Source organism: Peterkaempfera bronchialis, from assembly GCF_003258605.2.
Classification (GTDB): Bacteria; Actinomycetota; Actinomycetes; order Streptomycetales; family Streptomycetaceae; genus Peterkaempfera; species Peterkaempfera bronchialis.
Genome location: NZ_CP031264.1, coordinates 334,519 through 359,633 on the forward strand (window position 1 = coordinate 334,519; position 25,115 = coordinate 359,633).

The window sequence follows — 25,115 nt, forward strand, 5'->3', positions numbered from 1 at the left end:
TCCTCTCCCCCAGGTCAGCGGGGGGTCGACCGGCGTACGGTGCTCCGCGCGAACCAGCGCACGGTGGTCACGCCGGGGGTGGCGGCCAGCGCGGTGGCGTCCATCGGCAGGCCGAGGGTGCCCCGCAGGAACTGCCCGACCAGGTCGGCGCCGGCCGCCAGGGAGAGCGGCAGCCCGCCGGAGGGGCGGGGGTTGACCTCGACCACCCGGGCCGGGCCGTCCTCGTCCAGGAAGCCCTGCACATTGCAGAGGGCGGTCAGCCCGAGCGCCGCCGCCACCTCCTTGACCAGCACGTCGATCCGGCCGTCGGCGAAGGTGGTGCCCCGGGTGGAGATCCCGGCCCGGGTCTGCTCGCGCCATCGGGGGACCGCGCCCAGTACGGTGCCGTCCCGCCCGATCAGGCAGTCCACGGTGAACTCCCGCCCCGGCAGCCTGGTCTGGACGAGCGGCTGCGGGACCCGGCGCAGCAGGGTGGGGAAGTCGGCCGGGTCGTCCACCGCGTGCACATCCCGGGAGCCGCGCCCATAGCGGGGTTTGACGATCCAGGGGCCCGGCAGGTCGCCGGGGCCGCCGAGGGCGGTGCGCGGCCCGGCGACGGCGGCCTGCTCGATCCGGCGGGCGAACGCCCACTTGTCCAGGCAGTCCGCGACGGTGCGGGGCGCGGGGAACCAGGCGGCGACGCCGCGCGCGGCGAAGTCCGCTTCGCGGCCGGCGGCCCGCAGCAGTTCCTCGGTCACGGTGACGATCACCGCGTCGCAGCCGGTGGCAACGGCCGCGTCCAGCAGCCGGTCGGGGTAGCCGGGGGCGTCGGCGGAGGGCAGCAGGCGGGTCGGGTGGCCCAGGTGGAGTCCGGCCGCGTACGGGTCGCAGTCGGCCGCCACCGGGACCGCGCCGAGCGCCGTCAGTTCGGTGAGGACGGCGATGCCGGCCGGTCCGCCGCAGCCGGTGACCAGCACGCGACGGCCGGCGAGCAGTGGTGACGGGGTGTCAGTCATGGTTCCATTCCTTGTTCTTGCGGTCCCTGCGGCGGTTCCCGGCGCGCGGCAGCCGTACCGCGATCAGCAGCAGCACCGCCGCGAGCAGCAGTGCGTAGGAGAAGACCGTGCCGCCCCAGTCATGGAAGGTGACCATGGCGGGGATGCCGGCGCCATGGCCGACCCAGACCACCGCCACCAGCCGCGCCAGGTTGCCCAGCGACAGCAGCAGGACGGCCAGCACCGCGCCGCCGATCCGCTGGCGCCCGGTGCCGCCCAGGATGAAGAGGGAGACCCCGGCGGCGGCGGCGCCCACCGTCAGCGCGGAGCAGGAGGGCGTGATCCGGATGAAGTACGGCTGGTAGCCGTGGAAGCCGTGGACCAGGTTGGTCCCGGGGAGTTCGCGGGTCATCTCCAGGCCGGTGCTGCGGGCGAGGAACGCGGTGGCCGCAGCCTCCGCGTGGGTCACCGGCGCGGCCGCCCACCAGCCGAGCCCGGTGGTGACGGCGACCACCAGCAGGACCCGGAGCAGCGGGGCCCCGGCGCGGATCCGCCGCCGCTGCCGCCGGTGCCGCTGCCGATGCCGCTGCCGGACCTGGGCGGCGGGCCGGGCGCCGCCGGTCGCAGCACCACCCGCCGTGCCGCCGCTCATCCGGCGTCCAGAGCGGTGTTGGGCGCGTGGGCCGTACGCTCGGTCTTCACCCAGGCGTAGCGGGTGCCCGCCCAGGCGTCGAGCAGGGCCTGGGTGCAGAGCAGCATGGAGACCGCGAAGAGCGCGGGGAAGAGCAGCAGCGGCAGTACGTCGCGGCGTCCGGCACCGGCCCGGATCAGGCCGCCGCCCACTTCGAGCACCGGGCCGACCATCATCAGCGGGGCGATCGGCCACAGCAGCCCGGCGGCGGGCAGCCCCGGGACCGCCACCTCGATCCCGGCCAGCAGCACCGCCAGGACGCAGAGCACCGGCACATGGAAGACATAGAGGAAGAGCGCGGCCTCGGCCTTCTCCGCGAGCCGCAGGTGGGGGCTGCGCAGCAGGGCGGCCCGGTAGTCGCGGCAGACCTGCTGGTGGCCCCGGGCCCAGCGGTAGCGCTGGCGGTAGTAGGCGCTCAGCCCGGTGACCGCGAGTTCGGTGTCCACGGCCTGCTCGGCATAGCCGATGCGGTGTCCGCTGAGCCAGATCCGCAGTGAGAGGTCGGTGTCCTCGGTGACCGAGGCGACGTTCCAGCCGCCCAGCTCGCGCAGCAGGCGGGTGCGTACGGCGCAGTTGGCGCCGCCGTAGGCGGGCAGGCCGTAGACCCGGTGGCGGCCCGCCATGTTCACCAGGTAGCCGCAGAGGTAGTCCACCGCGACCAGCCGGGCGACCATGCTGTCACGGGGGTTGCGGACCACGCAGCGGCCCTGGACGGCGGCGATCTGCGGGTCGGCGAACGGGCGCAGCAGTTCACGCAGGCAGCCGGGGGTCGGCTGGTGGTCGGCGTCGAAGACCACCACCACCTCGCCGTCGGCGAGGGCGAGGGCGTCGTTGAGCGCGGCGGACTTGCCGCCGGGGGCGTCGGCGGCCCGGCGCAGCACCTGCCAGCCGGGCCGGTCGGCCGCCGCCCGCTCCAGCAGGTCGCCGGTGCCGTCGGTGGAGCGGTCGTCCACGAAGACCACACGGAGGAGGTCCCGGGGGTGGTCGAGGGCGGCCAGCGCGGTGGTGAGGCCGTCGACCACCCTGGCCTCGTTGTGGCAGGGCACCAGTACGGTGACCCGGAGCGGCCGGTCCGGGGGGCTGTCCGGCGGGGGCGGCGGTGCGGCCGGGGCGGGGCGCAGCGCGGCGGCCAGGAAGACCAGGTGCCGCAGCAGATAGCAGGCGAAGACGGCGGTCAGTGCGAGGACGGCCACGCGGTGGACGCCGACCGGGCGCAGCACCAGGGCCGCGGCGAGCAGCGCGGCGACGGCGAGGCGGAGTGCCGTGGCGGGCCGCCCCGAGGGGCGCGGGCGCGGCTGCCAGGGCGGGGGGTCGGCGGGTATCCGGCGTCGCCGCCCGGTGCCGGGCCGCGCCTGCGGGCGGTGGGCGGGTCGGGTCACCGGTCCGCCCCCGCGCAGAGGTCGAGCAGCAGGTCCAGGGCCTCGGCGGGGTCGGCCGCCGTACGCCAGACCCCGGCGGGGTCGGGCCGGTCGCGGTACTCCCCCTGGCGCACCCGCAGGGCGCGGATGCCCAGGGCGGTGGCGCCTGCCATGTCCTTGTCGGGCCGGTCGCCGACCATCACCGCGTCCTGCGGTTCGCAGCCGAGCAGGGACAGTGCCCGGCGGAATCCGGAGGGGTGCGGTTTGCGGGAGCGGCGGCCCTGGTCCTCGTCGGTGCAGATGACGCCGCTCAGGGCGGCGCCGAGGCCGGTGGCGGCGAGTTTGGCCCGCTGCTGGGCCGGGTTGCCGTCGGTCAGCAGCACCAGCGGCACGGACTCGGCCAGCCGGGCCAGCCGTTCGGGGACGCCGGGGCAGGGGGTGAGCACGGTCGGCCGGAACGCGCGGAATGCGGCGACCAGGGCGGAGGCCAGGGCGGGGTCGGACAGTAGCTCGGCGAGTGCGGCGTCGATCAGTCCGCCCCGGTCGCTGCCGGCCGAGGCGGCCCGGTGCAGGGCGGCGCGCAGCGCGTCCCGGTCCAGCCCGAGGGCGGCACCGGTGTCGGCGACGTGGTCCCATGCCTGGTCCAGGAACTCGGCCTGGAGGTAGAGGGTGTCGTCCAGGTCGAGCAGGACGCCCCGTGGGGGCCGGGCCATCTCAGACCTCCGCGCCGATGCCGCCGATGCCACCGATGCCGCTGACGCCTGCGCTTTCGTCGGGGGCGGGCCGGTGGGTGGGGACGGTGACCGGCCGGTCGACCGGGCCGCCCGGGGAGGCGGGCGCGGCCAGGCCGAGCAGGGCCCGGGTGGCGGTGAACCCCTCCGCCTCGGTGACCCGGCCCTGGAAGCCCCGGAAGCGGGCCTGCGCGGAGAGCGCCTCCAGGTCGATCCGCCGACCGCCGATCACCTGGGAGAGGTGGTGGCGCAGCAGCCGCAGCTTCTCCGGCACCAGGCCGGTGATGTCGCCGAAGACGACGGGCTGGAAGTCCAGGGTGGAGGGGGTCTCGTAGTGCAGCACGGTGGCGAGGGTCCTGGCCGCCGCGACGGTGGCGGTGGCGGCGGCCCGGTGGTCCTGGTGGGAGTCGGCGGGGGCATGGGTGAACACCAGGTCGGGGCGGACCGCGTCCAGTACCTCCTCGATCCGGTTGACCAGCGCCGGCCGGTGGTCCAGCTCGCCGTCCCGGAAGCCGCCGCCGACCAGCTCGGCGCCCAGGAAGTCGGCGGCCTGCCGCTGCTCATGGGCGCGCAGCTCGGGGTCGCCGGGGCCGAGTCGGCCGTCGGTCAGCACCAGCAGGGTCACCGAGGCGCCCGCCCGGCGGGCCCGCAGCAGGGTCGCCCCGCAGCCCAGCTCGATGTCGTCGGGGTGGGCGCCGATCGCCAGGATCCTCATCGGGGGGCCTCCTCGGGGGTGCGGGGGCCGGGCTCGCGCAGCGGCAGTCGGCCGGTGGAGTGGTGGTCGGTGAGCAGCGCGGCGATGCGTTCGGCGGCATGGCCGTCGCCGTACGGGCAGGGCATCTCGGCGATCCGCAGCTGCGCTGCGGGGGCGAGCAGCGCGGTGGCGGCGGCCAGGGCCCGGTCCCGGTCGAGACCGGCCAGTACGGCCTGGCCCAGGGCCACGCCCTCGGGCCTCGGGGTGGTCTCGCGCAGCACCACGGCGGGTACGCCGAACCACCCGGCCTCCTCCTGGAGGCCGCCGGAGTCGGTGGCGACCAGGGCGGAGCCGGCGACCAGCTCCAGCATCCGGCGGTGCGGCTGCGGGGCGAGCAGGGTGATGCGGGGGTGGTCCAGCCGGGTGGCCAGGCCGGTGGCGGCCAGCCGGTCGGCGGTGCGCGGGTGCAGCGGGAAGGTCACCGGCGCCCGGGTGTCGGCGAGCGCGCGGACGATGCCGACCAGCGCGGCGAGCCGGTCGGGCGCGTCCACGGTGCCGGAGCGGTGGGCGGTGACCAGGATGCCGGTGCGGCGGGCGGGCGGCACGGGGGCGACGCCGGAGGTGCGCAGCACATCGCAGACGGTGTTGCCGACCAGGTGGACCGCGTGGTCCGGGATGCCCTCGCGCAGCAAATTGGCGCGGGCGCCCTCGGTGGGGGCAAGGTGCACGGTCGCCAGGTCGGCGGCGGCGGTGCGGTGGCACTCCTCGGGCGAGAGCGGGTTGCGGGAGCGCAGCCCGGCCTCGACATGGGCGACGGGTATGCCGTGGCGGCGGGCGGCCAGGGCGACCAGCGGCACCGTCCAGGTGTCGCCCTGGACCACGGCGACATCGGGGCGGTGGTCGGCGAAGTAGCGGAGCGCGCGGGTGAGCAGGGTGCCGACGCGGGCTGCCTCGTCGCCGTCCAGCGTCCAGCGCTGGGCCGGTGCCAGGCCGAGGTCGGCGAAGAACGCGCCGGCCATCCGGTGGTCGTGGTGCTGTCCGGTGGCGACCAGTTCGGTGTGCGCGCCGGCGGCGCTCAGTGCCCGGGCGACGGGGGCGAGTTTGACGATCTCGGGGCGGGTGCCGGCGAACAGCACCGCCCGGAGGGCCCGCCCGGGGAGGTTCCTCCCGGGCGGGCCTGCGGGGTGGCGTTCCATCAGGAGGCCGGGACCTCCAGGCCGCTGCGGTGCTTCTGCCAGGCGACATAGCCCGCGCCGGCGGCGAGGGCGGCGCCGGTGAGCGCGGCGGGCATGCCGAAGGCGGGGGTGTCCACGGTCGCGGTCTTGCGGGTGATGGTCAGCCGGTCCACCTCGGTACCGGCCTTGTCGCCCTCGACGGAGACGGCGCGGACGGTGAGGGTGGCGGTCTGCCCGGGGGCGGCGGGCTTGACGTCCACCGCGAGCAGGTTGTGGCCCCGGTAGCGGACCCGCGACCAGTCGACGGCCTCGGTGGCCTTGGCGCCCGAGGCGTTCCAGGCGTAGCCGGAGACCCCGGAGACGTCGCGCACATTGCCGGCGTAGCTCTCGGCGCCGTTGGCCGGCAGGCTGTAGAGGCTGGCGCCGCCGCCGCCCGCGACCACATAGGTGGTGCCGTCCTCCACCGGGCTGACGGTGTCGCCGACCGAGGCGGTCCGGGTGGCGCTGCCGTTGCGGATCGGGTCGGTCCGCTCGTACATGTGGTTGTGGCCGTTGACCACCAGGTCCACGGTGTACTTGTCGAACAGCGGCGTCCAGGCGGAGCGCACCCCGCCGTCCGAGGCGTGGTTGGTGGTGACCGCGTAGGCGCAGTGGTGGAAGAAGACCACAATGAAGTCGATCTTCGGGTCGGCGCGCAGCCCGGCCAGGGTCCGGTCCAGCCAGGCGGTCTGGCTGCCGCCGGAGTAGCCGCGGTTGGCCGGGATCTCATTGCTGACGTCGTTGGCGTCCAGCGAGAGCACCGCGACATTGCCGTAGGTGAAGGCGTAGACGCTCGGGCAGTTGGACGGGCCGTTGGTGGGCAGGTCCAGGCGCTGGGCGTGGCCGCCGTAGCCGTTGGGCGAGTACCAGGACTCCATGTCGTGGTTGCCGGTGGCGACCATCCACGGCACCGACTGGGCGACCGGCTCGATCTGGGTGAGGTAGTCGTCCCAGACCTTGGGCTTGTAGGAGTCGGTGAGCTTGCCGGAGCCGCTGGAGTCCGCGTAGCAGATGTCGCCCGCGAGCAGGTGGAAGACCGGGTTCTGCGCGGTGATCTGCGCGTTCTCCAGTGCGCCCTGGGCGCTGGCGCCCTGGTCGCCCATGGCGGTGAAGGTGAACGGCCGCAGTGCGCCGCCCTCGGCGTCCGGCGCGGTGGTGAAGCTCTTCACCGGGCCGCCGGCCGCCTCCAGGCCGTCATGGCCGATGGCGTAGTAGTAGGTGGTGCCGGGGGCGAGGCCGTCCAGCGCGGCGTGGCCGTAGTACTGGTCGAGCGGGGCGCTGGTGCCGTAGTCGCTGTGCAGGTTGCGCAGTTCGCCCTGGACGACCTGGCTGAGGTCGTCGGCGGAGGTGCCGAGCCGCAGGACGGGGTTCTTGACGGCGGCGGGGACCTGCCAGGCCACCCGCATCTGCTTCCTCGGGTCGTTGCCGAAGGCGAGGTGGCGGCCGAACGGGGTCACGGCCGAGCCGGGCGCCTCGGCGTAGGCGGCCTGGGAGAGCAGGGTCGGTCCCACGGCGAGTGCGGCGGCCCCTGCCGCACCGAACTGGAGGAAGCGGCGGCGGGGCAGGCTCTTCTTGACGTCCTGCCAGTACTCGTACTGCTCGGCGATGGTCATCTCGTCGCGGCGGCGGCGGGATACCCGGAAACCGGGAAGGTCCACGGACCTGCCTTTCTCGGTGGTTCGGGAAGCGGACGGACGCGTTCCGCTCTGCATGCAGAGGCTGCGGGGCCGTGGTGTCGGACAGGGTGGTGCGAGGTGAACCGATCGGGGTCGCACCGTGGAGATCAGGTGAAGACGCCCGGCCGGGCTCAGCCCAGGGCGCCGCCACGGACGGCGGCGCGGCCCTCGTCCCGTACCCGGGCGAGCAGCGCCGCCGGGGCGGGGTGGGCCTGGAGGGCGGGGAGCAGGAAGAGCCAGAGCCGGCCGAGGTGGTCGGTGATCCGCCGGCGCCCGTCCAGCGCGTCGGAGACGGTGTGCAGGCCGAAGAAGGCGCAGACCAGACCGTGCGCGGCGGCCTCGGGGTCGACATGGGGGGCGAGTTCGCCGCCGGACCGGGCCTGCCGGAGGAGGGCGGTGACGGTGTCGAGCCAGGCCACAAAGGGGGTGGGCAGGGGCGCGTCGATGGCTTTGCGCTCCGCCCAGAGCCGCGCCCCGGCGCGGACGACCACATCGTCGCGGAATGCCTCGGCCACGGCGTAGCTGAGCCGTACCAGCCGGTCCAGGGCGGGCTCGGAGCCGGTCGCATAGCGGTCGATCAGCTGCGGCCAGGTGGCGAAGTGCTCCTCGACCACGGCGAGCGCCAGGCTCTCCTTGCCGTTGTAGTGGAAGTAGATCGCGCCGCTGGTGCGCCCGGACAGCGCGCTGATGTCGCTGATGCTGGTACCGGCGTACCCGCGTTCCTCGAACAGGTGGGCCGCCGCTTCCAGTACGGACCTGCGCGTCGTCTCCGCCCGTTGCTGCACGTGTCCCTGCCCTTGTCCGGTACGCCCGCTGACGTCGGGGAATCTAGCCGGTGCCCGACCCCCGAAAGGGGCGCGGACATGCGATTCCCTAAAAAGTGGGATCTTCTGTGCATATGCACGGTTGGGATGGTCTCTGCCGTCCGGGGTCGCGCCGACCCCGCCCGCTGAGCTGGTCCCGCACCGTCCCCCGGGAGCTGGTGCACCGCACCTCGGTGGCGGAAGTCCTCCTCACGGACGTCCGACCGCAGGGGCCCGGACGCTTTCTGGCCGCCGCCCAGTGGCCGCGTTCGCACCCGACCTTCCCGCACGGCGGGGACGACCGCCACAGCCCGCTGATGATCGCCGAGACCCTGCGCCAGCTCGGCATCTACCTGCCGCTGCGGTACTACGGCGTCCCGCCCGACGCCCATCTGCTGATCACCGACCTGTCGTTCGACCTCGACCCCCGGGCGGAGCCCCGGGCCGGGCACGGCGCCACCGAGGTCACCTGCCTGATCGAGGTCGGCGGCGTCCGCCCGGCCGGGGGCGCGGGCACCCCCTCCGGCCTGCGGCTGCGGACCCGCCTGCTGGCCGGGGGAAGGCCGTTCGCCACCGCCGAGGGCGGGGCCCGCTTCCTGGACGCCGGGCAGTACACCGCCCTGCGCGCCGCGCGAGCCGACCGCCCGACCGGGCCGCCCGGCCGTACCCCGCCGGTCCGGCCGGAACCCGGGCGGCTGGCCGTGGCGTCGCCGCGCGATGTGGTGCTGGCACTGGCCGGGGACCAGCTGCTGGTGGACCCGGCCGACCCGCGCCACCCCTACTACTTCGACCATGACACCGACCATGTGCCCGGCATGGCCCTGCTGGAGGCGGCGCGTCAGGCCGCCGCCCTGCGCAGCGGAGGGCGGCTGCTGCGGCCGACCGGCTGCCGACTGAGGGCGCTGCGGATCACCGAGTTCCGGCCGCCCGCCCCGCTGGAGTGCACGGTGCACCACCGCAGCTGCGTCTTCCGGGTCAGGCAGGGCGGTGCGCCGACGGCGGTGGGCGTACTCCGCTATGCGCGCACTCGATAAGCAACTCTCCGCAATCGGTTGACTACGGTTGGTGGCCGGACGTAGCGTAGCGATCGTTATCTTCTCGGGTCGCCCCGCCCGTACCGGCGGCGCACCCTGCGGCTGCGCCCGGCCGAGTCGGCCCTCGGCGCCAGCCCCCGCGCGAGCGGCCGAAGCCCTCGGCGCATGTCCACCACCCCGTCCCCGCCCGGCCGCCCATGGGGCCCGCCGCCGGTACGGACTCCTCCCGATCGCCCCGCAACGCCCCCCCACGACCCTCGCCCCCTCGCACCCTCATGGAGGGCACATGAACACGGAACGCATCTACGCCTGGACGCCCGCAGCCGTCGTCTTCGACTGCGACGGCACCCTCATGAACACCGAGAACCACTGGCAGGAGGCCCGGGAGCTGGTGCTCCGCAGCTACGGGGTGGCGCCCGACGCCGCCTTCACCGCCCGCGCCAGGGGCGTCCACTACACCGAGTGCGGACGCCTGATGGCCGAGACCGCCGGGCAGCCCGGCCTGGCCCAGGAGATCACCGACCAGCTGCTGGAGAACTTCCGCAAGCTGGTCGCCGACAACCCGGCCACCCTGCCGGGGGCGGCCGAGCTGGTCCGCCTCACCGCCGCGTTCGCGCCGCTGGCCGTCGCCAGCAACTGCCCGCGCGATGTGGTGGAGTCCTCGCTCGGCCAGGCCGGGCTGCTGGACCACTTCGCGCATATCGTCGTCCCGGAGGACGGGACGCTCCCCAAACCGCACCCGGATGTGTACCTCACCGCCGCCCGCCGGTGCGGCGCCGACCCGGGCGACACCCTGGCGGTGGAGGACTCCCCGTGCGGCATCCTGGCCGCCGTACGCGCCGGGCTGCGCGTCCTCGGGGTCGGCCCCTATCCCGAGGCCGAGGTGGCGGGCCTGGTGGACCTGTGGCTGCCCAGCCTGGCCGAGCCCGACCTGCTGGCCTGGGCGGCGAGCCGGACGCCCCGGCCGTCCGCGCGCTGAGTGCCCACGGAGGCGACGGCCGGTCGGCTGGGGTCAGGCCGGGCCGCCGAGCAGCGGCGCCAGCGCGGGCACCTCGCGTCCGGCCGAGGCGAACAGCAGGCCCACGCCGACCGCGCCCGGGTCGGCGATGCCCACCGCGCGGTCCCCGAGGTAGCTGGCCCGGCCCCGCCGCGCCCGCAGCCGCGCGGTGCTGCGGACGCCCTCCCAGGCTCCGTCCGACGCGGCCCGCAGTGCCCGGTCGGGCAGGGTGTCCGGCGGGCACCGGCGCAGCTCCCGTACGGCCGGGTCCAGTGCGTCGACCAGCGTCTTGTCCCCCGGTTCCGCCTCGCCCACCCGCTGTACGGCGGCCAGTCCGGCCGCCGCGCCCGCCGCCAGCGCGGGGGTGGTGAGGATCGGTCCGGCCGCTGCGGCCAGCTCCTGGAAGACCAGGCCGAAGAGCGGGCCGCTGGTGCCGCCCACCTCGTCCAGGAAGGCGGTCGCCGCAGCCGCCAGCGGGGCCGCCGCGTCCGGGCCGCCGCCGGGCGGGAGCCGGTCCAGGGCCGCCAGGGCGGCGCCCAGCCCCGCGCAGAGGTTGATGCCGAAGTCGCCGTCCCCGACCTGCTGGTCCAGCGCGGTCAGCTCCGGCTCCAGGGCGGTGGCCGAGGCCGCGAACCGCCGCAGCCAGCGATCCGTGAACGCCCCGTCGAAGCCGCCGTGCCCGGCCATCCCGGCCGCCCCGCCTACCACTGCCACACCGGGGTCTGCACGGGGGCGTCGAACAGGGCGAGCGTCTCCTCGTCCGCCAGCAGCAGCGAGAGCGAGAACCCCCTCATGTCCAGCGCCGTGACCAGATTGCCGACCCGGCTGCGGGCCACCGTCAGCCCGCTGCCCTCCAGGACCCGCGCCAGCTCGTTGTAGGCGGCGTACAGCTCCAGCAGGGTGACCGCCCCCAGGCCGTTGACCAGGGCTATCAGCGGCGTACCGGGGGGTGGGCGCAGCGCGTCCAGCAGCGCCGCCGCCATCCGCTCCACCAGCGCGCCCAGCGGCTCCTGGCGGAGCGAGCGGTCGGCCCGCTCACCGTGGATCCCCACGCCGAACTCCACCAGGCCCGGGTCCAGCGCGAAGGCGGGCCGACCGGTGGTGGGCACGGTCTGCGCGGCGGACGCGACCGCGACCGTACGGCAGCGGGACGCCAGCGACGCGCCCAGCTCGGCCAGGTCGTCCAGCCCCCGGCCGGTGTCCGCAGCGGCGCCGAGGACCTTCTCCACCAGCACCGTCGCCGCGGTGCCCCGGCGCCCCGCCGCGATGTCGTCGGAGTCGGAGGCGGTGTCGTCGTCCACCAGCACCCGGCGGCAGGCGATCCCGGCGTGGGCCAGCCGCTCCGCCGCGATGCCGAAGTTGATCCGGTCTCCGGTGTAGTTCTTCACGATGTGCAGCACCCCCTCCTGGCGGGCGACGGCGCGCGACGCCTCGAAGATCTGCCGGTTGTGCGGCGAGGCGAAGACCCGGCCCGGGCAGGCGGCGTCCAGCATGCCCGCCCCGACGAAGCCGATGTGCAGGGGCTCGTGCCCGGAACCGCCCCCGGAGAGCAGCCCCACCCGGCGGGTCGGCGAGCCGTGCCGGGCCCGGACGAACGCCTGCCCGGTGTCATGCACCACCAGCCCGGCGTGGGCCCGGGCGAACCCGGCCAGCGCATCGTCCACCAGCGTGTCGGGCGCATTGGCGAAGTACTGGGCCATCAAGCCTCCCACAGTGGTTCGGTGACCGCAGGGGTCCCGCCGCGCCCGACCTGTCGTGCAGCCATCCTGCTGCCCAGCACCGGGCGGTGGCAACCGGGTCTGCGCCCGCGCCGGAGCGCGCCACTGCGCCGCCGTCCGCCCGGCGGCCCCCTCGGCACCCGGCCGGGCCTGCTTCCGGGCTGCTCCGCGCGGGGGGACGGCCCGGCGGACGGGCCCGGGAGGAGCGCTCCGGCGCCCGGGAGGCCCCGGGCCCGCCGCGCACCTCGCGGACTCCGGGGGCGTACGCGGCGGGTCGGGGCGGCGGGTCAGGGAGGGTTCCGGTGGCCTGCTCACGGGCGCGCCGGCCGATGGCGAGGGCGACGGCGGTCATGGTGGCGATGCCGCCGAAGGAGCCGCCCAGGGCGGTCAGCATCTCCCGGGCGCGGCGGAGGGCGGCCACCTCGCCATCGCCTCGGCCGTCGCCGGTGTGGACCAGGGCCCGGCCGCCGATGGCCTGTACGGAGCCCGCCGGGGCCGAGCCGTGGCGGTTCCCGGTCTCCCCGACCTGGGGATATCCGCCGGACGGCGGTCGACGGCAGTTTCGATCTGGCGATCAGTGAGTTCGGCGCCTCGCTCTGGTGCGATCCCTACCGGTGGATTCCGGAGGCCGCCCGGCTGCTGGCTCCCGGCGGGCGGCTGGTCTTTCTGCGCTTCTCCCCGCTGTACGCGCTCTGTGCGCGGCCGGACGGGCAGGCGTCCGACTCCCTGCTCCGCCCGCAGTTCGGCCTGAGCCGGCTGGATTGGGAGCGGTCGGTGCAGTTCGCCCTGCCGCATGGGGAGATGCTGCGGCTGCTGCGGTCCCATGGCTTCACGGTCGAGGACCTGATCGAGATCCAGGCCCCGCAGGACGTCCCCAGGGACTTCGCGGAGGTCTCCGCCGACTGTGCCCGCAACTGGCCCAGCGAGGAGATCGGGAAGGCCCGGTTGGCGGACTGACGGTACGCCATCGTGCTCACAGCCGGGTGTACCGCTCGATGTCCTCCTGGAACTCGGCGAGCGCCTGGTCGGTGAGGGTGGGTCGGGTGTCGGCGATGGCGGCCAGGTAGTCCTCGGTACCGGCGGGCTCGCCGCGTCCCTCGGTGACCTCCTGCTCAAAGGCCGCCTGGGCGCCCTTGCGGGCGGCGAACTCGATGTCGGCCGGGGTCAGCATCTCGCTGGCCGCGACCAGCCGCGCAATGTCGACGGTCGCGGCGGCCGCTCCGAGGTAGCGCGCCCAGACCGCCGCGCGGGCGGCGGGGTCCGGCGGCCCGATCGGGATGACGTAGTCGAACCGGCCCGGCCGCAGAAAGGCCGAGTCCAGCGACCGCACCGAGTTGGTGGCGCAGATCAGCAGCCGGCCCTCGTGCTCCCGGAAGCCGGGGATCAGCTTGAGCAGTTCATTGGTCACCCCGCGCGCCGGGTCGACGGCCTGACCGGACCGGACTCCGGCGATCTCCTCCACCTCGTCGATGAAGAGCAGCACCGACTCCAGCCCGGCCAGATCGGCGAAGACCTCGCGTAGCGAGGCCGCCAGACCGCCTCCGGTGGACGCCGCCAGCCGGGAGGGGAACAGCTCCACGAAGGGCCATCCCAGCCGGGAGGCCACCGCCTTGGCGAAGCTGGTCTTGCCGGTGCCCGGCGGGCCGAAGAGGATCACCGCCTTCGGCGGCACCACCCCGTGCCGGTCGGCCAGGTCCGGTCGGGCCAGCGGCAGTACCACCCGCCGCTCCACGACCCGCTTCTCCTGCTCCATCCCGGCCAGCGCCTCCCAGAGTCCGGCGGGCATCACCCGGCCGCCCAGTTCGGCGAGCAGACCGGCGTCGGCCGGCCCGAGGTGCTCCAGCTTCTCGAAGTAGGTCAGCCCTCCCCTGGACCCGTAGCCGGAGTTCTCCAGCGCCTTGGCCCCGGTGGCGGACTCCGGCAGCAGTGCGCTGATCCGGCGCACCCCCAGCTCCCGCAGCCGCCGCTCCAGCTCGACGAGCAGGGCGCTGCCGATCCCCCGGTGACGCCACCGCGCCGCCAGCGCCACCAGCAGTACCCAGGCCCGCTCCCCCTGGACCTGCGCCACCGCCATGCCCACCAGTTCCTCGCCCACCACCGCCACCACGGCGGGCTGCCCGGAGCGGGCGGCGGCCATCACCTCCGACACGGGGAACACCGGGAACCGGTCGTCGGTCTGCCGACTCTGGTCCCACACCTGGATCGCCTGGTCCAGGTCTCCGTCGTGAAAGTCCCGGAACCGCCATGCCGACACCGCGACCACCGCCTCGCTTCCGTCCCGGCCGCATGGCCTTCCCGGTGCTCGGAGATCCCCCGTCCAGCCTGCCGCACTCGGCGCTCCGGCACCATTCCACCCGCCACCGGGCTGACGAGCGGCAACCGAGCCGCTGCCCAGCCGCTGCCCAGCCGCTGCCGAGCCGCTGCCGAGCGGCGACCGGCCGTGGCAAACCGGTGATCCCGGTGCCCGGCCCGGGACCGGCCGGGTGCGGCCGGGAAGGCATGGAGCCGCACAGACGCGCCCCCCTGAGGAAACGGACATCCCATGAGCGACACCTTCGTCCTGGACGTCACCAGGATCCGCGACGAGGCCCGGCAGAAGATGGCAGCCGGGCCGGTCACCGGCACCTACGGCCTCGACAAGAACCGGGTCATCGGCATCCTCAACGACGTGGTCGCCACCGAGGTGGTGTGCTGGCTGCGGTACACCCGCCATGCGATCTCGGCCACCGGTATCGACCGCGCCCAGGTGTCGGCCGAGTTCACCGAGCACGCCGCCGAGGAGATGAACCACGCCGTGCGGGCGGCCGAGCGGGTCTCCCAGCTCGGCGGCAACCCCGACTTCGACCCGGCGACGCTCGTCCAGCGTGCCCACACCGACTACACCGCCCCGGCCGACAACGACCTCAAGGCCATGCTGGAGAACAACCTGCTGGCCGAACGGATCGTGATCTCCTCCTACCAGGAGATCATCCGCTGGCTGGGCGAGCAGGACCCCACCACCCGCCGGCTGATGGAGTCGATCCTGGAGGAGGAAGAGGAGCACGCCGACGACCTCATCGACCTGCTCGGCCTCTGAGTGCCGCCGGACGCCGACACCGGCGGGTCCACACCCCGGGCAGGGGCGTCGCACCCGCCGGGGCGCCGGGCCCGCCGTACGGGCCCGGGCGGCGGCCGGGTGGGGCCGCTGGTCGGTGCGGTACCGGTGCTGCTCATCGTCGGCGGAGTGGCGGCGGACCTGCTCGGCCCGGAGCCCTACACCGGGCTGCCGCTGCTGGCCGCCGCCCCGCTCACGGCCTGCATGGTCTTCCCGTTCCGGACCGCCGCGTTCACCGCAGTCGCCGTCTGCGTGGCATCGGTGGCCGTGGACCTGCTGGTGGGCCGACCGGCCCCGGCGCTGCTGGTGGACCTGCTGGACGTGGCGCTGATCGGCGGGATCGCCCTCTGGCTGAACCGGGCGGTGCACCGGCAGAGCCGCCGCCTCGCGGTGGTGCAGGACATCGCCGAGGCCACCCAGCGTGCGGTACTGCCGTCGCCGCCGCCCCGGCTGGGGTCCCTCTCGATCGCCTGCCGCTATGAGTGCGCCCATGCGGAGGCCCTGATCGGCGGGGACTTCTACGCGGTGCAGGCCACCCCGTACGGCGTCCGGGCCGTGGTCGGGGACGTACGCGGCAAGGGGCTGCCCGCGGTGTCCACGATGGCGGCCGTGGTCGGCGCCTTCCGCGAGGCGGCCGTACAGGCGCCGACGCTGGAGGAGCTGGCCCGGCGGCTGGACGGCGTGCTGGAGCGGTTCACCGCCGACGGGGACGAGGGCCCGGACGCCCTGGAGAGTTTCGCCACCGCCGTCTTCGTCCAGATCCCCGACGAGGGAGGCGTACTGCACCTGCTCAGCCGGGGGCACCCCGCTCCCTATCTGATCCGCGACGGGAGGGTGACGTGCCTGGAGCCCACCTCGTCCCGCCTGCCGCTGGGCATGGGGCTGCCCGAGGGCGACGGCCCGGAGACCTGCGACACCTTCCCGTTCGACCCGGGGTGCTGTGTGCTGCTGGTGACCGACGGGGTCACCGAGGCCCGCAACCGGTACGGCGTCTTCTACGACCCCCGCATCGGGCTGGCCCACCGCACCTTCCCGCAGAGCCGCGATCTGGTGGACACGCTCGCCAGCGAGGTGGCCGCCTGGACCGGCGGGAGGCAGCAGGACGACATGGCGATCCTCGCCCTGTGCCCGACCTGAGCGGACGGCCGCCACGGAAACGGCCGCCGCAGAAGGAGCACCGTTGAGCACCGAACCGACCGAGCAGCAGCACCGCGCCCGCACCGGGCGCCATGGCGCCGGAGGCCGCTGGGCCTTTCTGGTGGCCGCCTATGCGTTCGCGGTCGCCATGTCCGGCACGACCCTGCTCGCCCCGCTGTACGGCCTCTACCAGAAGCAGCTGGGTTTCTCCGACCTGATGATCACGGTGATCTTCGCCGTGTACGCCGCAGGCGTCATCGCCGCCCTGCTGCTCTTCGGCCGGCTGTCGGACGGTCTCGGCAGGCGCCCGGTGCTGCTTGCCGGGCTGGTGCTGGCCGCGCTCAGCGCCGTCTGCTTCCTGCTGGAGGGCGGGCTGCCCGCGCTCTTCACCGGCCGTGTGCTCTCCGGGCTCTCGGCGGGGCTCTTCACCGGCACCGCCACGGTGGCGGTCGTCGAACTCGCCCCGGAGCCGCGCCGCAACGCCGCCATGCTCCTCGCCACCGTCGCCAACATGGGCGGACTGGGCAGCGGACCGCTGCTCGCCGGGATCCTGGCCCAGTACGCGCCGCAGCCGCTGCGCCTGGTCTTCTTCGTCAACCTGGCGCTGGTGGCGGTGGCCGTCGTCGGGGTGCTGCTGATCCCCGAGACCGTACAGGCCGGGCAGACGGTGCCGCTGCGGCCACGGCGGCTGCGGGTGCCTCCGGCCATCCGCTCCACCTTCGTACCGGCAGCCGCCGCCGGGTTCGCGGGGTTCGCGATGCTGGGCCTCTTCACCTCGGTGGCGCCGAGCTTTCTGCACCAGGTGGAGGGGGTGGACAACCTCGCCGCCTCCGGGGCGGTGGTCTGCGCCGTCTTCGCGGCGTCGACCGCCGGCCAGTTGCTGATGCCCGCCTTCGGTGTGCACCGGGCGCTGATCTGGGGATGCGCGGTGCTGGCGGCGGGCATGGCCGCCATCATCGCCTCGCTGGCCACCTCGGTCCTGGCGCTGCTGGTCCTGGGCGCGGTGGTCTCGGGGGCCGGGCAGGGGCTGTCGTTCCGCGCCGGGGTGACCGTGGTCGGCGAGCAGAGTCCGCCCGACCAGCGCGCTGAGGTCACCTCGGCGCTGTTCGTGGTGCTCTATGTCGCCATCTCGATCCCCGTGGTGGGCGTGGGGGCGCTGGCCGTGGTCGCCGGACTGCGCTCGGCGGGCCTGGTCTTCAGCGCCTGTGTGGCGCTGCTCGCCGGGGCCACCGCGCTGCGGCTGCTGCTGCGGCCGGCAGGGGAGGCTGAGACCGGCGCGGGATAGCGTGGGTGGGCCCCGTACCGGGCGCAACTCACGCCGCCCACGGCGACCGGAGGTCGATGCCATGACCCAGCCCGAACCGCGACCCCCGCACGCCGGGCCGCCCCTGGTGCGCACCGAGCGCCACGGGCGGGTGCTGGTGGTCCGGATGTGCCGGGAGCAGAAGCGCAACGCGGTCGACCGGCAGCTGGCCGACGCACTGGACGAGGCGTTCAACCTGCTGGAGGACGACCCGGAGCTCTGGGCCGGGGTGCTGACCGGTTCCGGCGGCGTCTTCAGCGCCGGCAGCGACCTCGCCTCCCTCGGCGACTACACCACCGAGCGCGGCGGCGAGTACGGGCTGATCCGGCGGCGGCGGCGCAAGCCGCTGATCGCCGCCGTCGAGGGCCCGGCGCTCGGCGGCGGTCTGGAACTGGTCCTCGCCTGCGACCTGGTGGTCGCCGCCACCACCGCCCGCTTCGGCCTGCCCGAGGTCCGCCTCGGCCTGGTCGCCACCTGCGCGGGCCTCTTCCGCGGCCCCCGCGCCCTGCCCGTCAACCTGGCCCGCGAACTGATCCTCACCGGCGACCCGATCGACGCCGTACGCGGCCACGCCGCCGGACTGGTGAACCGGCTGACCGAGGAGGGCGGCGCCCTGGCCGAAGCCCTGGCCCTGGCGGAGCGGATCTGCGCCAACGCGCCGACCGCCGTCCAGGAGAGCCTGGCCGCCGTGGACCGCTGGCTCTCCGCCGCCGACGACCTGGGCTGGCAGGCCACCCGCGACGCCACCGACGCCGTCCTGGCCTCCCAGGACCACCAGGAGGGCATCGCCGCCTTCCTGGAGAAGCGCCCGCCCCGGTGGACCGGCCGATGACCGTCCCGCCCGGTCCCCCTGGCCCCGGCCCCCTGCACACGCTGACGGTGGCTGCGGTCGGCCGCGACCCGGGGCTGGCGCACGCGCGGGACCTGCTGCTCCGCCTCGGCGCGCGCCACACCGCCGACCCGGCTGCTGCACAGCTGCTGTTCGACGCCACCGGGCAGCTGCCGGGCGCCGTCCGGGTGCGCCCCCGCCACCCCGACGACGACTGGGCCGCCAGCGGCGCCATGGCGCTCACCGGCCGCCCGGACGGACCACCGCTGCCCGCGCCCGGTGCACCCGCGTCGGCGGCGCGCGGAGCACTGCTGGCCTTCGAGGCCCTGCTCCGCCACGCCGGGCACGTCGCAGCGGCCGACGCGCTCCCGGGCCCGGGGGTGCTAGCCGAACGCGCCGCCCTGGCCGGGCTCTCCCGGCGCGGGCCGTCCTCCGCCGGGGGCGCCTTCCGGCTGCTGCGCGCCGCCGACGGCACCCTCGGGCTGAGCCTGGCCCGCCCCGACGACCTCGATCTGCTGCCCGCCCTCACCGAGGACCCGTCCCCCGCCGACGACCCCTGGGAGACCGCCGCCCGCTGGGCGGCCCGCACCCCCGCCGGGCAGGCCCGCGACCGCGCCCAGCTGCTCGGCATCCCGGCGGCGGCGGTCGCCCGGCCCGGGGACCGCGACGAACAGCTGACCGCCCGCTGGGGCACAGCCGAGCCGGGGCCCTTCCGGTTCGACCGGCTGGGCGACCCCGGGCCGGTACCCGAACGACCCCTGGTCGCCGACCTGTCGTCGCTGTGGGCGGGGCCGCTCTGCGCGCACCTGTTGGGGTCGGCCGGAATGCGCATCGTCAAGGTGGAGAGCACCCGCCGCCCGGACGGCGCCCGCCGTGGCACCCCCGCCTTCTATGAGCTGCTGCACGCCGGGCACGCCTCGGTGGCATACGACTTCACCACCGAGGAGGGCCGCGCCGAGCTGCGGGCGCTGCTGGCCCGCGCGGATGTGGTGATCGAGGCGTCCCGACCCCGGGCACTGGCCCAGCTGGGCATCGACCCGTACCGGCTGGCGGCCGCACGCCCCGGTCTCACCTGGGTCTCCATCACCGCGTACGGCCGCACCGGCCCCTGGGCGGACCGGCCGGGGTTCGGCGACGATGTGGCCGCCGCGGCCGGGCTGGTGGCCCGCGACGCACAGGGGCCGGTGCCGTGCGGCGACGCAATCGCCGACCCGCTGACCGGGCTGCACGCGGCCGTCGCCGCGCTGGCGGGCGTGCTGGGCGGCGGCGGACTGCTGGCCGATGTGGCCATGCGCGAGGTCTGCCTGGCCGCCCTGCGGCTGGGACCTGACGGACTGTCACCCATCGGCCTGCCGACCGCCGCCCCGCGCGTCCGCACCCCGCCCACCTGACCGGCCGCCCCGCACGTCCGCACCCCGTCCACCTGACCGGCCGCCCCGCACAAGGCCGCCCCTCCGCCTCGCGGTGCGCCACACCGGACCCCGCACGCCCTACCGGCGCACAAGGCCACCCACCACCGCCTCACCCCTCCCCCGCCGAACACCACGACACCCCCGCACAACACCAGCCGCACCAACCCCGCGTCAGGCCGCGACAACGCCTCCCGCCACGGGACGTGCAGCAGGCACAGGTCCGCCGGATCGCCGGGCCGCACCGTGGGCCGGGAGAGCAGACCCCGCAGCGCCGTCCCGGCGCCGACCCGCTCGGCCGGGCCCAGCACCCGGCCGCTCGGGGTGCGCCGGTCGCGCGCCGCCCGCACCCCCGCCCAGGGGTCGAGGCCACCGTACGGAGCGTCGCTGGAGGGGGTCACCGGGATGCCCGCCCCGAGCAGCGAGGCGTACGGGTACAGGTGCGGCCGGTCGGCAGGATCCACCTCGGCGAGGTAGACGTCCCCCCGCTCGGCGACGAAGACCGGCTGGGTGACCACCCGCACGCCCAGGTCGCGCATCAGCGGCCGCAGCTCCGGCGGGACGACGGCCGCGTGCTCGATCCGGTCGCCGGGCACCGGACCGGCCTCCCGCAGCGCCACCAGCGTCAGGACCAGCGCCTCCCGGGTGACGCAGTGCACCGCGACCGGCCGCCGGCCGCTCCCCCGCGCCGCCCGTACCCGGTCGAGCAGTTCGCCGTACGGCCACGGGTCGTGGTCGGGCGGCTGGAGCTTGTACGGCCCCGGGGTCCACCGCTCGTCCACGGGCTGCTCCCCCGGACCGCTGCCGAGCAGTGTGAGGCGCTGCGGCAGCCGCCCGTCGCCGGCGGCCCGGGCGAGTTCCGCGACCGTGCCCGGCTCCAGGTCGGGTGTCGCATCGGTCACGGCGGTGACACCGTACGAGGCCAGCAGCCGCCCGACCGCCGCCAGGTCGGGGGGCTCGGGCGGCCCCAGCCGCTCACGCATCCAGGAGTCCAGCCGCCACAGCCTTCCGATGGCGCGGCCCGCCGCATCCGACTCGACGCCGGCCGGGGGCGTCCGGGCGGGGTCGTCCAGCCCCAGCAGGCGGGCCCCCGCGCTGTTGACGGCCCAGAGCGCCCCGCTGCGGTGCTGCACCCGCACCGGCAGGTCGGCCACCAGGGCGTCCAGCCGGTCGCGGTCCAGCGGTCCCGCGACCGACTCGTGGTAGCCGACCCCCCGGATCCAGCCGCCGGGCGCGGTGGTCGCGGCGCGGGCGCGCAGCGCAGCCGCCAGGGCCTCGGCGGTGCGGACCCGAGGCGGCCCGCAGTCCACCGACGCCAGGGCGGCGGCGCATGCCATCAGATGCAGATGGCGGTCGGCCAGCCCCGGCAGCAGGGCGCCGCCCCGGCCGTCGACCACGGTGTCCCCGGGGCCCGCCCGCAGTCGGCCGACGGCGCGGACCCGCCCGTCGGCGCCGAGCGCGACGTCGGCGCGGCGGCTTCCGTCGAGTTCGACGTCCCGGAACACGATCGCCATGCGGCTCATCTCACCCGGCGGGCGGCCGGTTCGGCAAGCACGGCGCGGACGGTCCCGGACCGCCGGGACCCGGTTCTCACACCACGGTCAGCAGGGCGTACCCCGCCGCTGCGGCGCCCAGGCCGAGGAGGAGGCTGCCGAGGGCGTTGAGGCCGGCTTCGGCGAGCGAGCCGTCCTCCAGCAGGCGCACGGTCTCGAAGGTGAAGGTGCTGAAGGTGGTGAGGCCGCCGCAGATCCCGGTGCCGAGGAAGAGCATGAGGTCGGCGGGGAGGCCGTGCGCGGCTCCCGCCCCGGCGATGGAGCCGAGGATGAAGGAGCCGGCGATGTTGACGGTGAGGGTGCCCCAGGGGAAGACGCTGTCGTGGCGGGCCTGGACGGCCTTGTCGGTGAGATAGCGCAGAGGGGCGCCGATCATGCCGCCGAGGAAGACCATGAGGACCGGCATCAGGGCGTCCCTTCCGGGGTGAGGTGGGCGACCACCTCGATGGTGTCGAGGGTGATCAGCCCCTGGGTGATGACCTCGCGGACCTCGGGGAGGAAGTCGCGGATGCGCTGCTCCTCGTCGACGACGACCACGGCGACCGGGAGGTCCTCGGCGAGGTCGAGCAGGCGGGCGGTGTGGATCAGGGAGTGGGCGCCGAAGCCCTCGATGCCACGGAAGACGCTGGCACCGGCGAGCCCGGCGCGGTGGGCGCGGTGGACGATCTCGGTGTAGACGGGCCGGTGCTCGAACTGGTCGCCGTCGCCGAGGTAGACGGTCATCCGCAGGGCCGGGCCGTGCAGCGGTGCGCGGGGCGGACGGGCGGGTGCGGGGTCCTCGTGCGGGTGGCGGTGGTGCAGGTGGGGGCTCATCGGGCGCGTCCTTTGCTGGAGGTCGGCCGGGGGACGGCCGAGGAGGCGGACCGGCTGCGGCGGCTCGGGCCCCGGCGCACCGGCAGGCGGGCGGCCCTGCGGGCGGCGGCGATACCGGTCCAGACCGCGCCGAGCCCGGCGATCAGGCTGGTGAGGGCATAGGCGTCGGTGAGGGACCAGTGCCCGGCGGCAAGCAGTCCGCGCAGTTCCACGGTGTAGGTGGAGAAGGTGGTGAAGCCGCCGAGGACGCCGACGCCGAGGAAGGGCCGCGCATAGCGGGTGGGCGGCCAGACGTCGAGTACATAGACCATCAGCAGGCCGAGCAGAAAGCTCCCGCTGACATTGGTGGCGAAGGTCGCCCAGGGGAAGCCGCCGGGGGGCGTGGGCCATGCCTGCGCCAGACCGTACCGGGCGACGCTGCCGATCCCGCCGCCGACGGCGATGGCGGCCAGGATGTCCCACTGGCGGCGCCGTGCGGTGCGGCGGAAGGAGGGGCGGGCCCGCCGGGGGCTCGGGGGCGGCTCCGCATCGGGGTCGACCGGCAGGGTCTCAGGGGGCATCCGCGCTCCTTGCGTGGTGTGGCCCGCCGCGCCGCCGTCCGCCGGGTCGCGTGGGAATGCGGGGACGGGCGGTGCTCCGGCGGCGGGCTGCGGGGGCTCGGACGGCGAGTGCTGCTCCATACCTCTCCTACCTGGGGGTGTGCCTGCGGACATCAGCAGGTATCAGGTAGGGACCGTTGGCGACCGGTCGCGGTCGCGGTTGAAGGCGAGCCCCTCCGCCGTCTTCGGCTCCACTCTACCGAAGGGGGCGGTCCGAGCAGGGTCGGTAGTGCTTCGCGGTGCGCGCGCCTAGGCTGGAGGACGCGGTACGGCGATGGGTGTCGCCGTCGGCAGCCCCTCCCCTGAGCGGTAGCGGTCACGCACACCGGCCCCCTCCCGTGCCGCCCCGGCGACCGCAAGGAGTCAGGCATGGAGTTCGACGTGGTCGTGGAGATCCCCCAGGGGTCCCGCAACAAGTACGAGATGGACCATGCGCAGGGCCGCATCCGGCTGGACCGGATGCTGTTCACCTCCACCCGCTACCCGGCCGACTACGGCTACATCGAAGGCACGCTGGGCGCCGACGGCGATCCGCTGGACGCGCTGGTGCTGACCGGCGAACCGGTCTTCCCCGGGGTGGTCATCGGCTGCCGGGCGGTGGGGATGTTCCGGATGACCGATGAGCGCGGCGAGGACGACAAGGTGCTGTGCGTGCCCGCCGACGATCTGCGCGCGGATCCGATCCAGGACATCGGCGACCTGCCGACGTTCGACCTGATGGAGATCCAGCACTTCTTCGAGGTGTACAAGGAGCTCGAACCCGGCAAGTCCGTCGAGGGGTCGCACTGGGAGGGCCGTGCCGAGGCGGAGGCCGAGATCGGCAACTCCCGCCGGCGGCTGCTCACCACCGCGCAGCCGCATGCCGGGTAGGGCCGCGAGCCGGACGGGACAGCGGATCTGACGCTCCGTGGCCGAAGTGCTGCGCGGCGTACCGGCCTGTGGGCACACTGGGGTGCATGGATCACGACGGTGAGCGGGTCGAGGAGCACCGGGTCATCCGGGTGGCACCGCAGGACTCCCCGGTGGCGGACCTGATGGACCTGGAGGCGTGGGAGGCACGCGGCGACTACCCCGAACTGCGGGCCAGGGGGCCGCTGTTCGCGGTCGGCCGACTGCGGGACGACGGGCAGCACGGCGACGGGCAGCACGGCGACGGGCAGCGGGACGACGCGCTGTGGGAGATCGTGCTGCTGGAGGAGGGCAACCCGCAGGCGGCCCGCGACGCACTGCTGTGGCGGCTGAAGACCCAGGGCCGCGAGACGGAGGACCCGGCCGCGCGGGCCGCGTATCTGGCGGCGTCGAAGCGGCTGGAGTGGGAGGCCCTGGACGAGTTGACCGTGCTCGGCGACGCCTACCGGGTCATCCGGGGGGACCTGCTGGTGCGGTTCGGGCCGGACGGGCCGGAGCCGCCCCGCCCCACCGACCCCGACGGCCAGGACCCCCGGGCGCCGCACCGGGCGGAGGGGTTTGTCATCGACCCGGCCAGGGCGACCGGGATGTCCGAGGCCGTGCTCAGGGCCGAACTGCTGGACTTCGCCTACTCCCGCGAGGTGGTACCGGAGGACGTGTACGCCGACTCCGTCCGGGCCCGGACCACCCACCCCGGGGTGGTGCTGCTGCCGGCCGGGTTCGCCGTCGCCGAGCGGCAGGCCGGTCGGGAGTGGGAGCCGATGTCCGGGGTGTGCGCCACCCCGCAGGCCGCCCGGGACGGCCTCTCCGACTATCTGCGCGACCTCGCCCCGCGCCTGCTGGACCTGACCGGGGCCGAGCAGGCCGCATATGCGCGGGAGGCCGACCGCCTCGGGGCGACCCGGGACCACCAGGCGCAGGTGGCGGGCCGCCACTTCCGGGTGGTGCGCGTCGAGAGCATCGTCCGCGTCGGCCCCGACGGGCCGGAGCTGCCCCGCCCGTCCGACTGGGTCCCCTATCCGCCCTCCGCCGTCCAGGACCAGCAGCTCCGCGCGGAGGCGGAGGCGGAGGCGGAGGAGGGGGAGGACAAGGACTCCGGCTGACCGCCGCGCCTGGCGGAGCAGCGGGCGCCCGGCCGGTCAGACCGGTCGGGCCGGGCGCCCGCTGCTGGTCGGAGCGGCCTCCCGGGCCGCGTCCCGGACAGCGCAGCCCCGCTGGAGCCGACCGCCGGATGCCGCGACCCTGGAGGCATGGCAAAGAGCGAGTGGGCCAGGGCGATCGTGTACTGCCGCAAGGGCGAGGCGATCGGGCCTGAGGCGGCGATGACGCACTTCACGGGCGACGCCCTGATCGAGGGGCGGTGGGTCCACTTCCGGCCGGACGGCGGCGGCCGCCCGATGTCCATCCCCGCGCAGGTGATCCAGCGGATCGTCTGGGTGGACGAGTCATCGCCGTGACCCCGAGGCGCCGCCGTCCAGCATCGAGATAGCTGAGGCTCAGCGCCGGAAGAATGCGCTTTCCCCACCCCTCCCCCAGGCCGCAGGATGGCTGCGAACCAGCGTGCGGGAGGAACTGTGTC

At 75.3% G+C, this 25,115-nt stretch carries 25 protein-coding genes and 1 pseudogene; 11 read left to right on the forward strand and 15 right to left on the reverse strand.

The features are described from left to right. Positions 1 to 14: 14 nt before the first annotated feature. The 8 genes from C7M71_RS01410 to C7M71_RS01445 form a co-directional block, all read right to left on the reverse strand. Positions 15 to 995 (reverse strand): ATP-grasp domain-containing protein, encoded by a 981-nt coding sequence (locus C7M71_RS01410; RefSeq protein ID WP_111493817.1) that lies wholly within the window; start codon positions 993 to 995, stop codon positions 15 to 17. Then, on the reverse strand, positions 988 to 1,626 hold the full coding sequence (locus C7M71_RS01415; RefSeq protein WP_111493815.1) for a hypothetical protein: 639 nt from the start codon (positions 1,624 to 1,626) through the stop codon (positions 988 to 990). The genes C7M71_RS01410 and C7M71_RS01415 overlap by 8 nt, the downstream gene beginning before the upstream one ends. Next, on the reverse strand, positions 1,623 to 3,044 hold the full coding sequence (locus tag C7M71_RS01420; protein WP_162824099.1) for a glycosyltransferase: 1,422 nt from the start codon (positions 3,042 to 3,044) through the stop codon (positions 1,623 to 1,625). Before C7M71_RS01420 ends, C7M71_RS01415 begins: the two co-directional genes overlap by 4 nt. Continuing rightward, positions 3,041 to 3,736, reverse strand: a complete 696-nt coding sequence (locus tag C7M71_RS01425; RefSeq protein ID WP_111493979.1) for an HAD family hydrolase — start codon at positions 3,734 to 3,736, stop codon at positions 3,041 to 3,043. Before C7M71_RS01425 ends, C7M71_RS01420 begins: the two co-directional genes overlap by 4 nt. A gap of 1 nt (position 3,737) precedes the next feature. Continuing rightward, complete coding sequence (locus tag C7M71_RS01430; protein WP_111493977.1) at positions 3,738 to 4,469, reverse strand: PIG-L deacetylase family protein; 732 nt, start codon at positions 4,467 to 4,469, stop codon at positions 3,738 to 3,740. Continuing rightward, entirely contained in the window at positions 4,466 to 5,644 is a 1,179-nt protein-coding gene (wecB, locus tag C7M71_RS01435; protein WP_111493975.1) for a non-hydrolyzing UDP-N-acetylglucosamine 2-epimerase, read from the reverse strand. The genes C7M71_RS01430 and wecB overlap by 4 nt, the downstream gene beginning before the upstream one ends. Then, complete coding sequence (locus tag C7M71_RS32430) at positions 5,644 to 7,320, reverse strand: purple acid phosphatase family protein (protein WP_265737636.1); 1,677 nt, start codon at positions 7,318 to 7,320, stop codon at positions 5,644 to 5,646. The genes wecB and C7M71_RS32430 overlap by 1 nt, the downstream gene beginning before the upstream one ends. Positions 7,321 to 7,469: 149 nt before the next feature. Further along, positions 7,470 to 8,123 carry a ScbR family autoregulator-binding transcription factor gene (locus C7M71_RS01445; protein WP_111493971.1) on the reverse strand — a complete coding sequence of 218 codons (654 nt, stop codon included), beginning with the start codon at positions 8,121 to 8,123 and terminating at the stop codon, positions 7,470 to 7,472. 113 nt (positions 8,124 to 8,236) lie between these two features. On the opposite strand from C7M71_RS01445, the gene C7M71_RS01450 reads away from it, so the two are divergent. Further along, positions 8,237 to 9,175, forward strand: coding sequence for a ScbA/BarX family gamma-butyrolactone biosynthesis protein (locus C7M71_RS01450; RefSeq protein WP_111493969.1), 939 nt, complete (start codon positions 8,237 to 8,239; stop codon positions 9,173 to 9,175). A gap of 286 nt (positions 9,176 to 9,461) precedes the next feature. After that, positions 9,462 to 10,154 carry an HAD family hydrolase gene (locus C7M71_RS01455; protein WP_111493967.1) on the forward strand — a complete coding sequence of 231 codons (693 nt, stop codon included), beginning with the start codon at positions 9,462 to 9,464 and terminating at the stop codon, positions 10,152 to 10,154. Positions 10,155 to 10,187: 33 nt separating this feature from the next. Here the strand turns inward: C7M71_RS01455 and dhaL are convergent, their stop codons facing one another. Both dhaL and C7M71_RS01465 read right to left on the reverse strand, forming a co-directional pair. Beyond that, positions 10,188 to 10,859, reverse strand: a complete 672-nt coding sequence (gene dhaL, locus C7M71_RS01460) for a dihydroxyacetone kinase subunit DhaL (protein ID WP_114914126.1) — start codon at positions 10,857 to 10,859, stop codon at positions 10,188 to 10,190. A 14-nt stretch (positions 10,860 to 10,873) separates the two neighbouring features. Beyond that, positions 10,874 to 11,872, reverse strand: a complete 999-nt coding sequence (locus tag C7M71_RS01465; RefSeq protein WP_111495539.1) for a dihydroxyacetone kinase subunit DhaK — start codon at positions 11,870 to 11,872, stop codon at positions 10,874 to 10,876. A gap of 792 nt (positions 11,873 to 12,664) precedes the next feature. Between C7M71_RS01465 and C7M71_RS31280 the strand changes: the two genes are divergently transcribed. Beyond that, a complete protein-coding gene (locus tag C7M71_RS31280; RefSeq protein ID WP_229758462.1) occupies positions 12,665 to 12,847 on the forward strand; it encodes a hypothetical protein in 183 nt (60 codons plus the stop codon). Between the two features lie 16 nt (positions 12,848 to 12,863). On the opposite strand, the gene C7M71_RS01475 is transcribed toward C7M71_RS31280, so the two are convergent. Next, positions 12,864 to 14,153 carry an ATP-binding protein gene (locus C7M71_RS01475; protein ID WP_229758463.1) on the reverse strand — a complete coding sequence of 430 codons (1,290 nt, stop codon included), beginning with the start codon at positions 14,151 to 14,153 and terminating at the stop codon, positions 12,864 to 12,866. Positions 14,154 to 14,432: 279 nt separating this feature from the next. Between C7M71_RS01475 and C7M71_RS01480 the strand changes: the two genes are divergently transcribed. The 5 genes from C7M71_RS01480 (at position 14,433) to C7M71_RS01500 (ending at position 19,644) form a co-directional block, all read left to right on the forward strand. Next, positions 14,433 to 14,966 (forward strand): ferritin-like domain-containing protein, encoded by a 534-nt coding sequence (locus C7M71_RS01480; RefSeq protein ID WP_111494191.1) that lies wholly within the window; start codon positions 14,433 to 14,435, stop codon positions 14,964 to 14,966. A 99-nt stretch (positions 14,967 to 15,065) separates the two neighbouring features. Then, positions 15,066 to 16,121: a PP2C family protein-serine/threonine phosphatase gene (locus tag C7M71_RS01485; protein ID WP_229758464.1), complete on the forward strand. Its 1,056-nt coding sequence runs from the start codon at positions 15,066 to 15,068 to the stop codon at positions 16,119 to 16,121. A 148-nt stretch (positions 16,122 to 16,269) separates the two neighbouring features. Beyond that, positions 16,270 to 17,406 carry an MFS transporter gene (locus C7M71_RS01490; RefSeq protein WP_111494193.1) on the forward strand — a complete coding sequence of 379 codons (1,137 nt, stop codon included), beginning with the start codon at positions 16,270 to 16,272 and terminating at the stop codon, positions 17,404 to 17,406. Positions 17,407 to 17,467: 61 nt separating this feature from the next. Continuing rightward, positions 17,468 to 18,256, forward strand: coding sequence for an enoyl-CoA hydratase-related protein (locus C7M71_RS01495; protein WP_111494187.1), 789 nt, complete (start codon positions 17,468 to 17,470; stop codon positions 18,254 to 18,256). Then, positions 18,253 to 19,644 (forward strand): CoA transferase, encoded by a 1,392-nt coding sequence (locus tag C7M71_RS01500; protein ID WP_229758465.1) that lies wholly within the window; start codon positions 18,253 to 18,255, stop codon positions 19,642 to 19,644. The genes C7M71_RS01495 and C7M71_RS01500 overlap by 4 nt, the downstream gene beginning before the upstream one ends. 158 nt (positions 19,645 to 19,802) lie before the next feature. On the opposite strand, the pseudogene C7M71_RS01510 reads toward C7M71_RS01500, so the two are convergent. The 4 genes and pseudogenes from C7M71_RS01510 to C7M71_RS01525 all read right to left on the reverse strand — a co-directional run. Continuing rightward, a pseudogene (locus C7M71_RS01510) lies at positions 19,803 to 21,185 on the reverse strand (amidohydrolase family protein); the annotation flags it as partial. Positions 21,186 to 21,252: 67 nt separating this feature from the next. Continuing rightward, on the reverse strand, positions 21,253 to 21,621 hold the full coding sequence (gene crcB / locus C7M71_RS01515; protein ID WP_111492050.1) for a fluoride efflux transporter CrcB: 369 nt from the start codon (positions 21,619 to 21,621) through the stop codon (positions 21,253 to 21,255). After that, complete coding sequence (locus C7M71_RS01520) at positions 21,621 to 21,938, reverse strand: DUF190 domain-containing protein (protein WP_229759029.1); 318 nt, start codon at positions 21,936 to 21,938, stop codon at positions 21,621 to 21,623. Before C7M71_RS01520 ends, crcB begins: the two co-directional genes overlap by 1 nt. 86 nt (positions 21,939 to 22,024) lie before the next feature. After that, the gene (locus C7M71_RS01525; RefSeq protein ID WP_111492048.1) at positions 22,025 to 22,588 is read right to left on the reverse strand and encodes a fluoride efflux transporter FluC; all 564 of its coding nucleotides are present in this window, start codon (positions 22,586 to 22,588) and stop codon (positions 22,025 to 22,027) included. A gap of 408 nt (positions 22,589 to 22,996) precedes the next feature. Between C7M71_RS01525 and C7M71_RS01530 the strand changes: the two genes are divergently transcribed. The 3 genes from C7M71_RS01530 to C7M71_RS01540 all read left to right on the forward strand — a co-directional run bounded on the left by C7M71_RS01530 (position 22,997) and on the right by C7M71_RS01540 (position 24,993). Further along, on the forward strand, positions 22,997 to 23,497 hold the full coding sequence (locus tag C7M71_RS01530) for an inorganic diphosphatase (protein ID WP_111492047.1): 501 nt from the start codon (positions 22,997 to 22,999) through the stop codon (positions 23,495 to 23,497). Between the two features lie 86 nt (positions 23,498 to 23,583). After that, positions 23,584 to 24,639 (forward strand): DUF5954 family protein, encoded by a 1,056-nt coding sequence (locus C7M71_RS01535; protein ID WP_111492046.1) that lies wholly within the window; start codon positions 23,584 to 23,586, stop codon positions 24,637 to 24,639. Between the two features lie 147 nt (positions 24,640 to 24,786). Next, a complete protein-coding gene (locus C7M71_RS01540; protein WP_111492045.1) occupies positions 24,787 to 24,993 on the forward strand; it encodes a hypothetical protein in 207 nt (68 codons plus the stop codon). Positions 24,994 to 25,115 lie beyond the last annotated feature (122 nt).

Excerpts from the sequence above, each read along its gene's own strand:
- C7M71_RS01410 (WP_111493817.1), bottom strand. The coding sequence starts at position 995 with ATGACTGACACCCCGTCACCACTGCTCGCCGGCCGTCGCGTGCTGGTC.
- C7M71_RS01415 (WP_111493815.1), bottom strand. The coding sequence starts at position 1,626 with ATGAGCGGCGGCACGGCGGGTGGTGCTGCGACCGGCGGCGCCCGGCCC.
- C7M71_RS01425 (WP_111493979.1), bottom strand. The coding sequence starts at position 3,736 with ATGGCCCGGCCCCCACGGGGCGTCCTGCTCGACCTGGACGACACCCTC.
- C7M71_RS01430 (WP_111493977.1), bottom strand. The coding sequence starts at position 4,469 with ATGAGGATCCTGGCGATCGGCGCCCACCCCGACGACATCGAGCTGGGC.
- wecB (WP_111493975.1), bottom strand. The coding sequence starts at position 5,644 with ATGGAACGCCACCCCGCAGGCCCGCCCGGGAGGAACCTCCCCGGGCGG.
- C7M71_RS01450 (WP_111493969.1), top strand. The coding sequence starts at position 8,237 with ATGCACGGTTGGGATGGTCTCTGCCGTCCGGGGTCGCGCCGACCCCGC.
- C7M71_RS01455 (WP_111493967.1), top strand. The coding sequence starts at position 9,462 with ATGAACACGGAACGCATCTACGCCTGGACGCCCGCAGCCGTCGTCTTC.
- dhaL (WP_114914126.1), bottom strand. The coding sequence starts at position 10,859 with ATGGCCGGGCACGGCGGCTTCGACGGGGCGTTCACGGATCGCTGGCTG.
- C7M71_RS01465 (WP_111495539.1), bottom strand. The coding sequence starts at position 11,872 with ATGGCCCAGTACTTCGCCAATGCGCCCGACACGCTGGTGGACGATGCG.
- C7M71_RS01480 (WP_111494191.1), top strand. The coding sequence starts at position 14,433 with ATGAGCGACACCTTCGTCCTGGACGTCACCAGGATCCGCGACGAGGCC.
- C7M71_RS01490 (WP_111494193.1), top strand. The coding sequence starts at position 16,270 with ATGTCCGGCACGACCCTGCTCGCCCCGCTGTACGGCCTCTACCAGAAG.
- C7M71_RS01495 (WP_111494187.1), top strand. The coding sequence starts at position 17,468 with ATGACCCAGCCCGAACCGCGACCCCCGCACGCCGGGCCGCCCCTGGTG.
- C7M71_RS01500 (WP_229758465.1), top strand. The coding sequence starts at position 18,253 with ATGACCGTCCCGCCCGGTCCCCCTGGCCCCGGCCCCCTGCACACGCTG.
- crcB (WP_111492050.1), bottom strand. The coding sequence starts at position 21,621 with ATGCCGGTCCTCATGGTCTTCCTCGGCGGCATGATCGGCGCCCCTCTG.
- C7M71_RS01520 (WP_229759029.1), bottom strand. The coding sequence starts at position 21,938 with ATGACCGTCTACCTCGGCGACGGCGACCAGTTCGAGCACCGGCCCGTC.
- C7M71_RS01525 (WP_111492048.1), bottom strand. The coding sequence starts at position 22,588 with ATGCCCCCTGAGACCCTGCCGGTCGACCCCGATGCGGAGCCGCCCCCG.
- C7M71_RS01530 (WP_111492047.1), top strand. The coding sequence starts at position 22,997 with ATGGAGTTCGACGTGGTCGTGGAGATCCCCCAGGGGTCCCGCAACAAG.
- C7M71_RS01535 (WP_111492046.1), top strand. The coding sequence starts at position 23,584 with ATGGATCACGACGGTGAGCGGGTCGAGGAGCACCGGGTCATCCGGGTG.
- C7M71_RS01540 (WP_111492045.1), top strand. The coding sequence starts at position 24,787 with ATGGCAAAGAGCGAGTGGGCCAGGGCGATCGTGTACTGCCGCAAGGGC.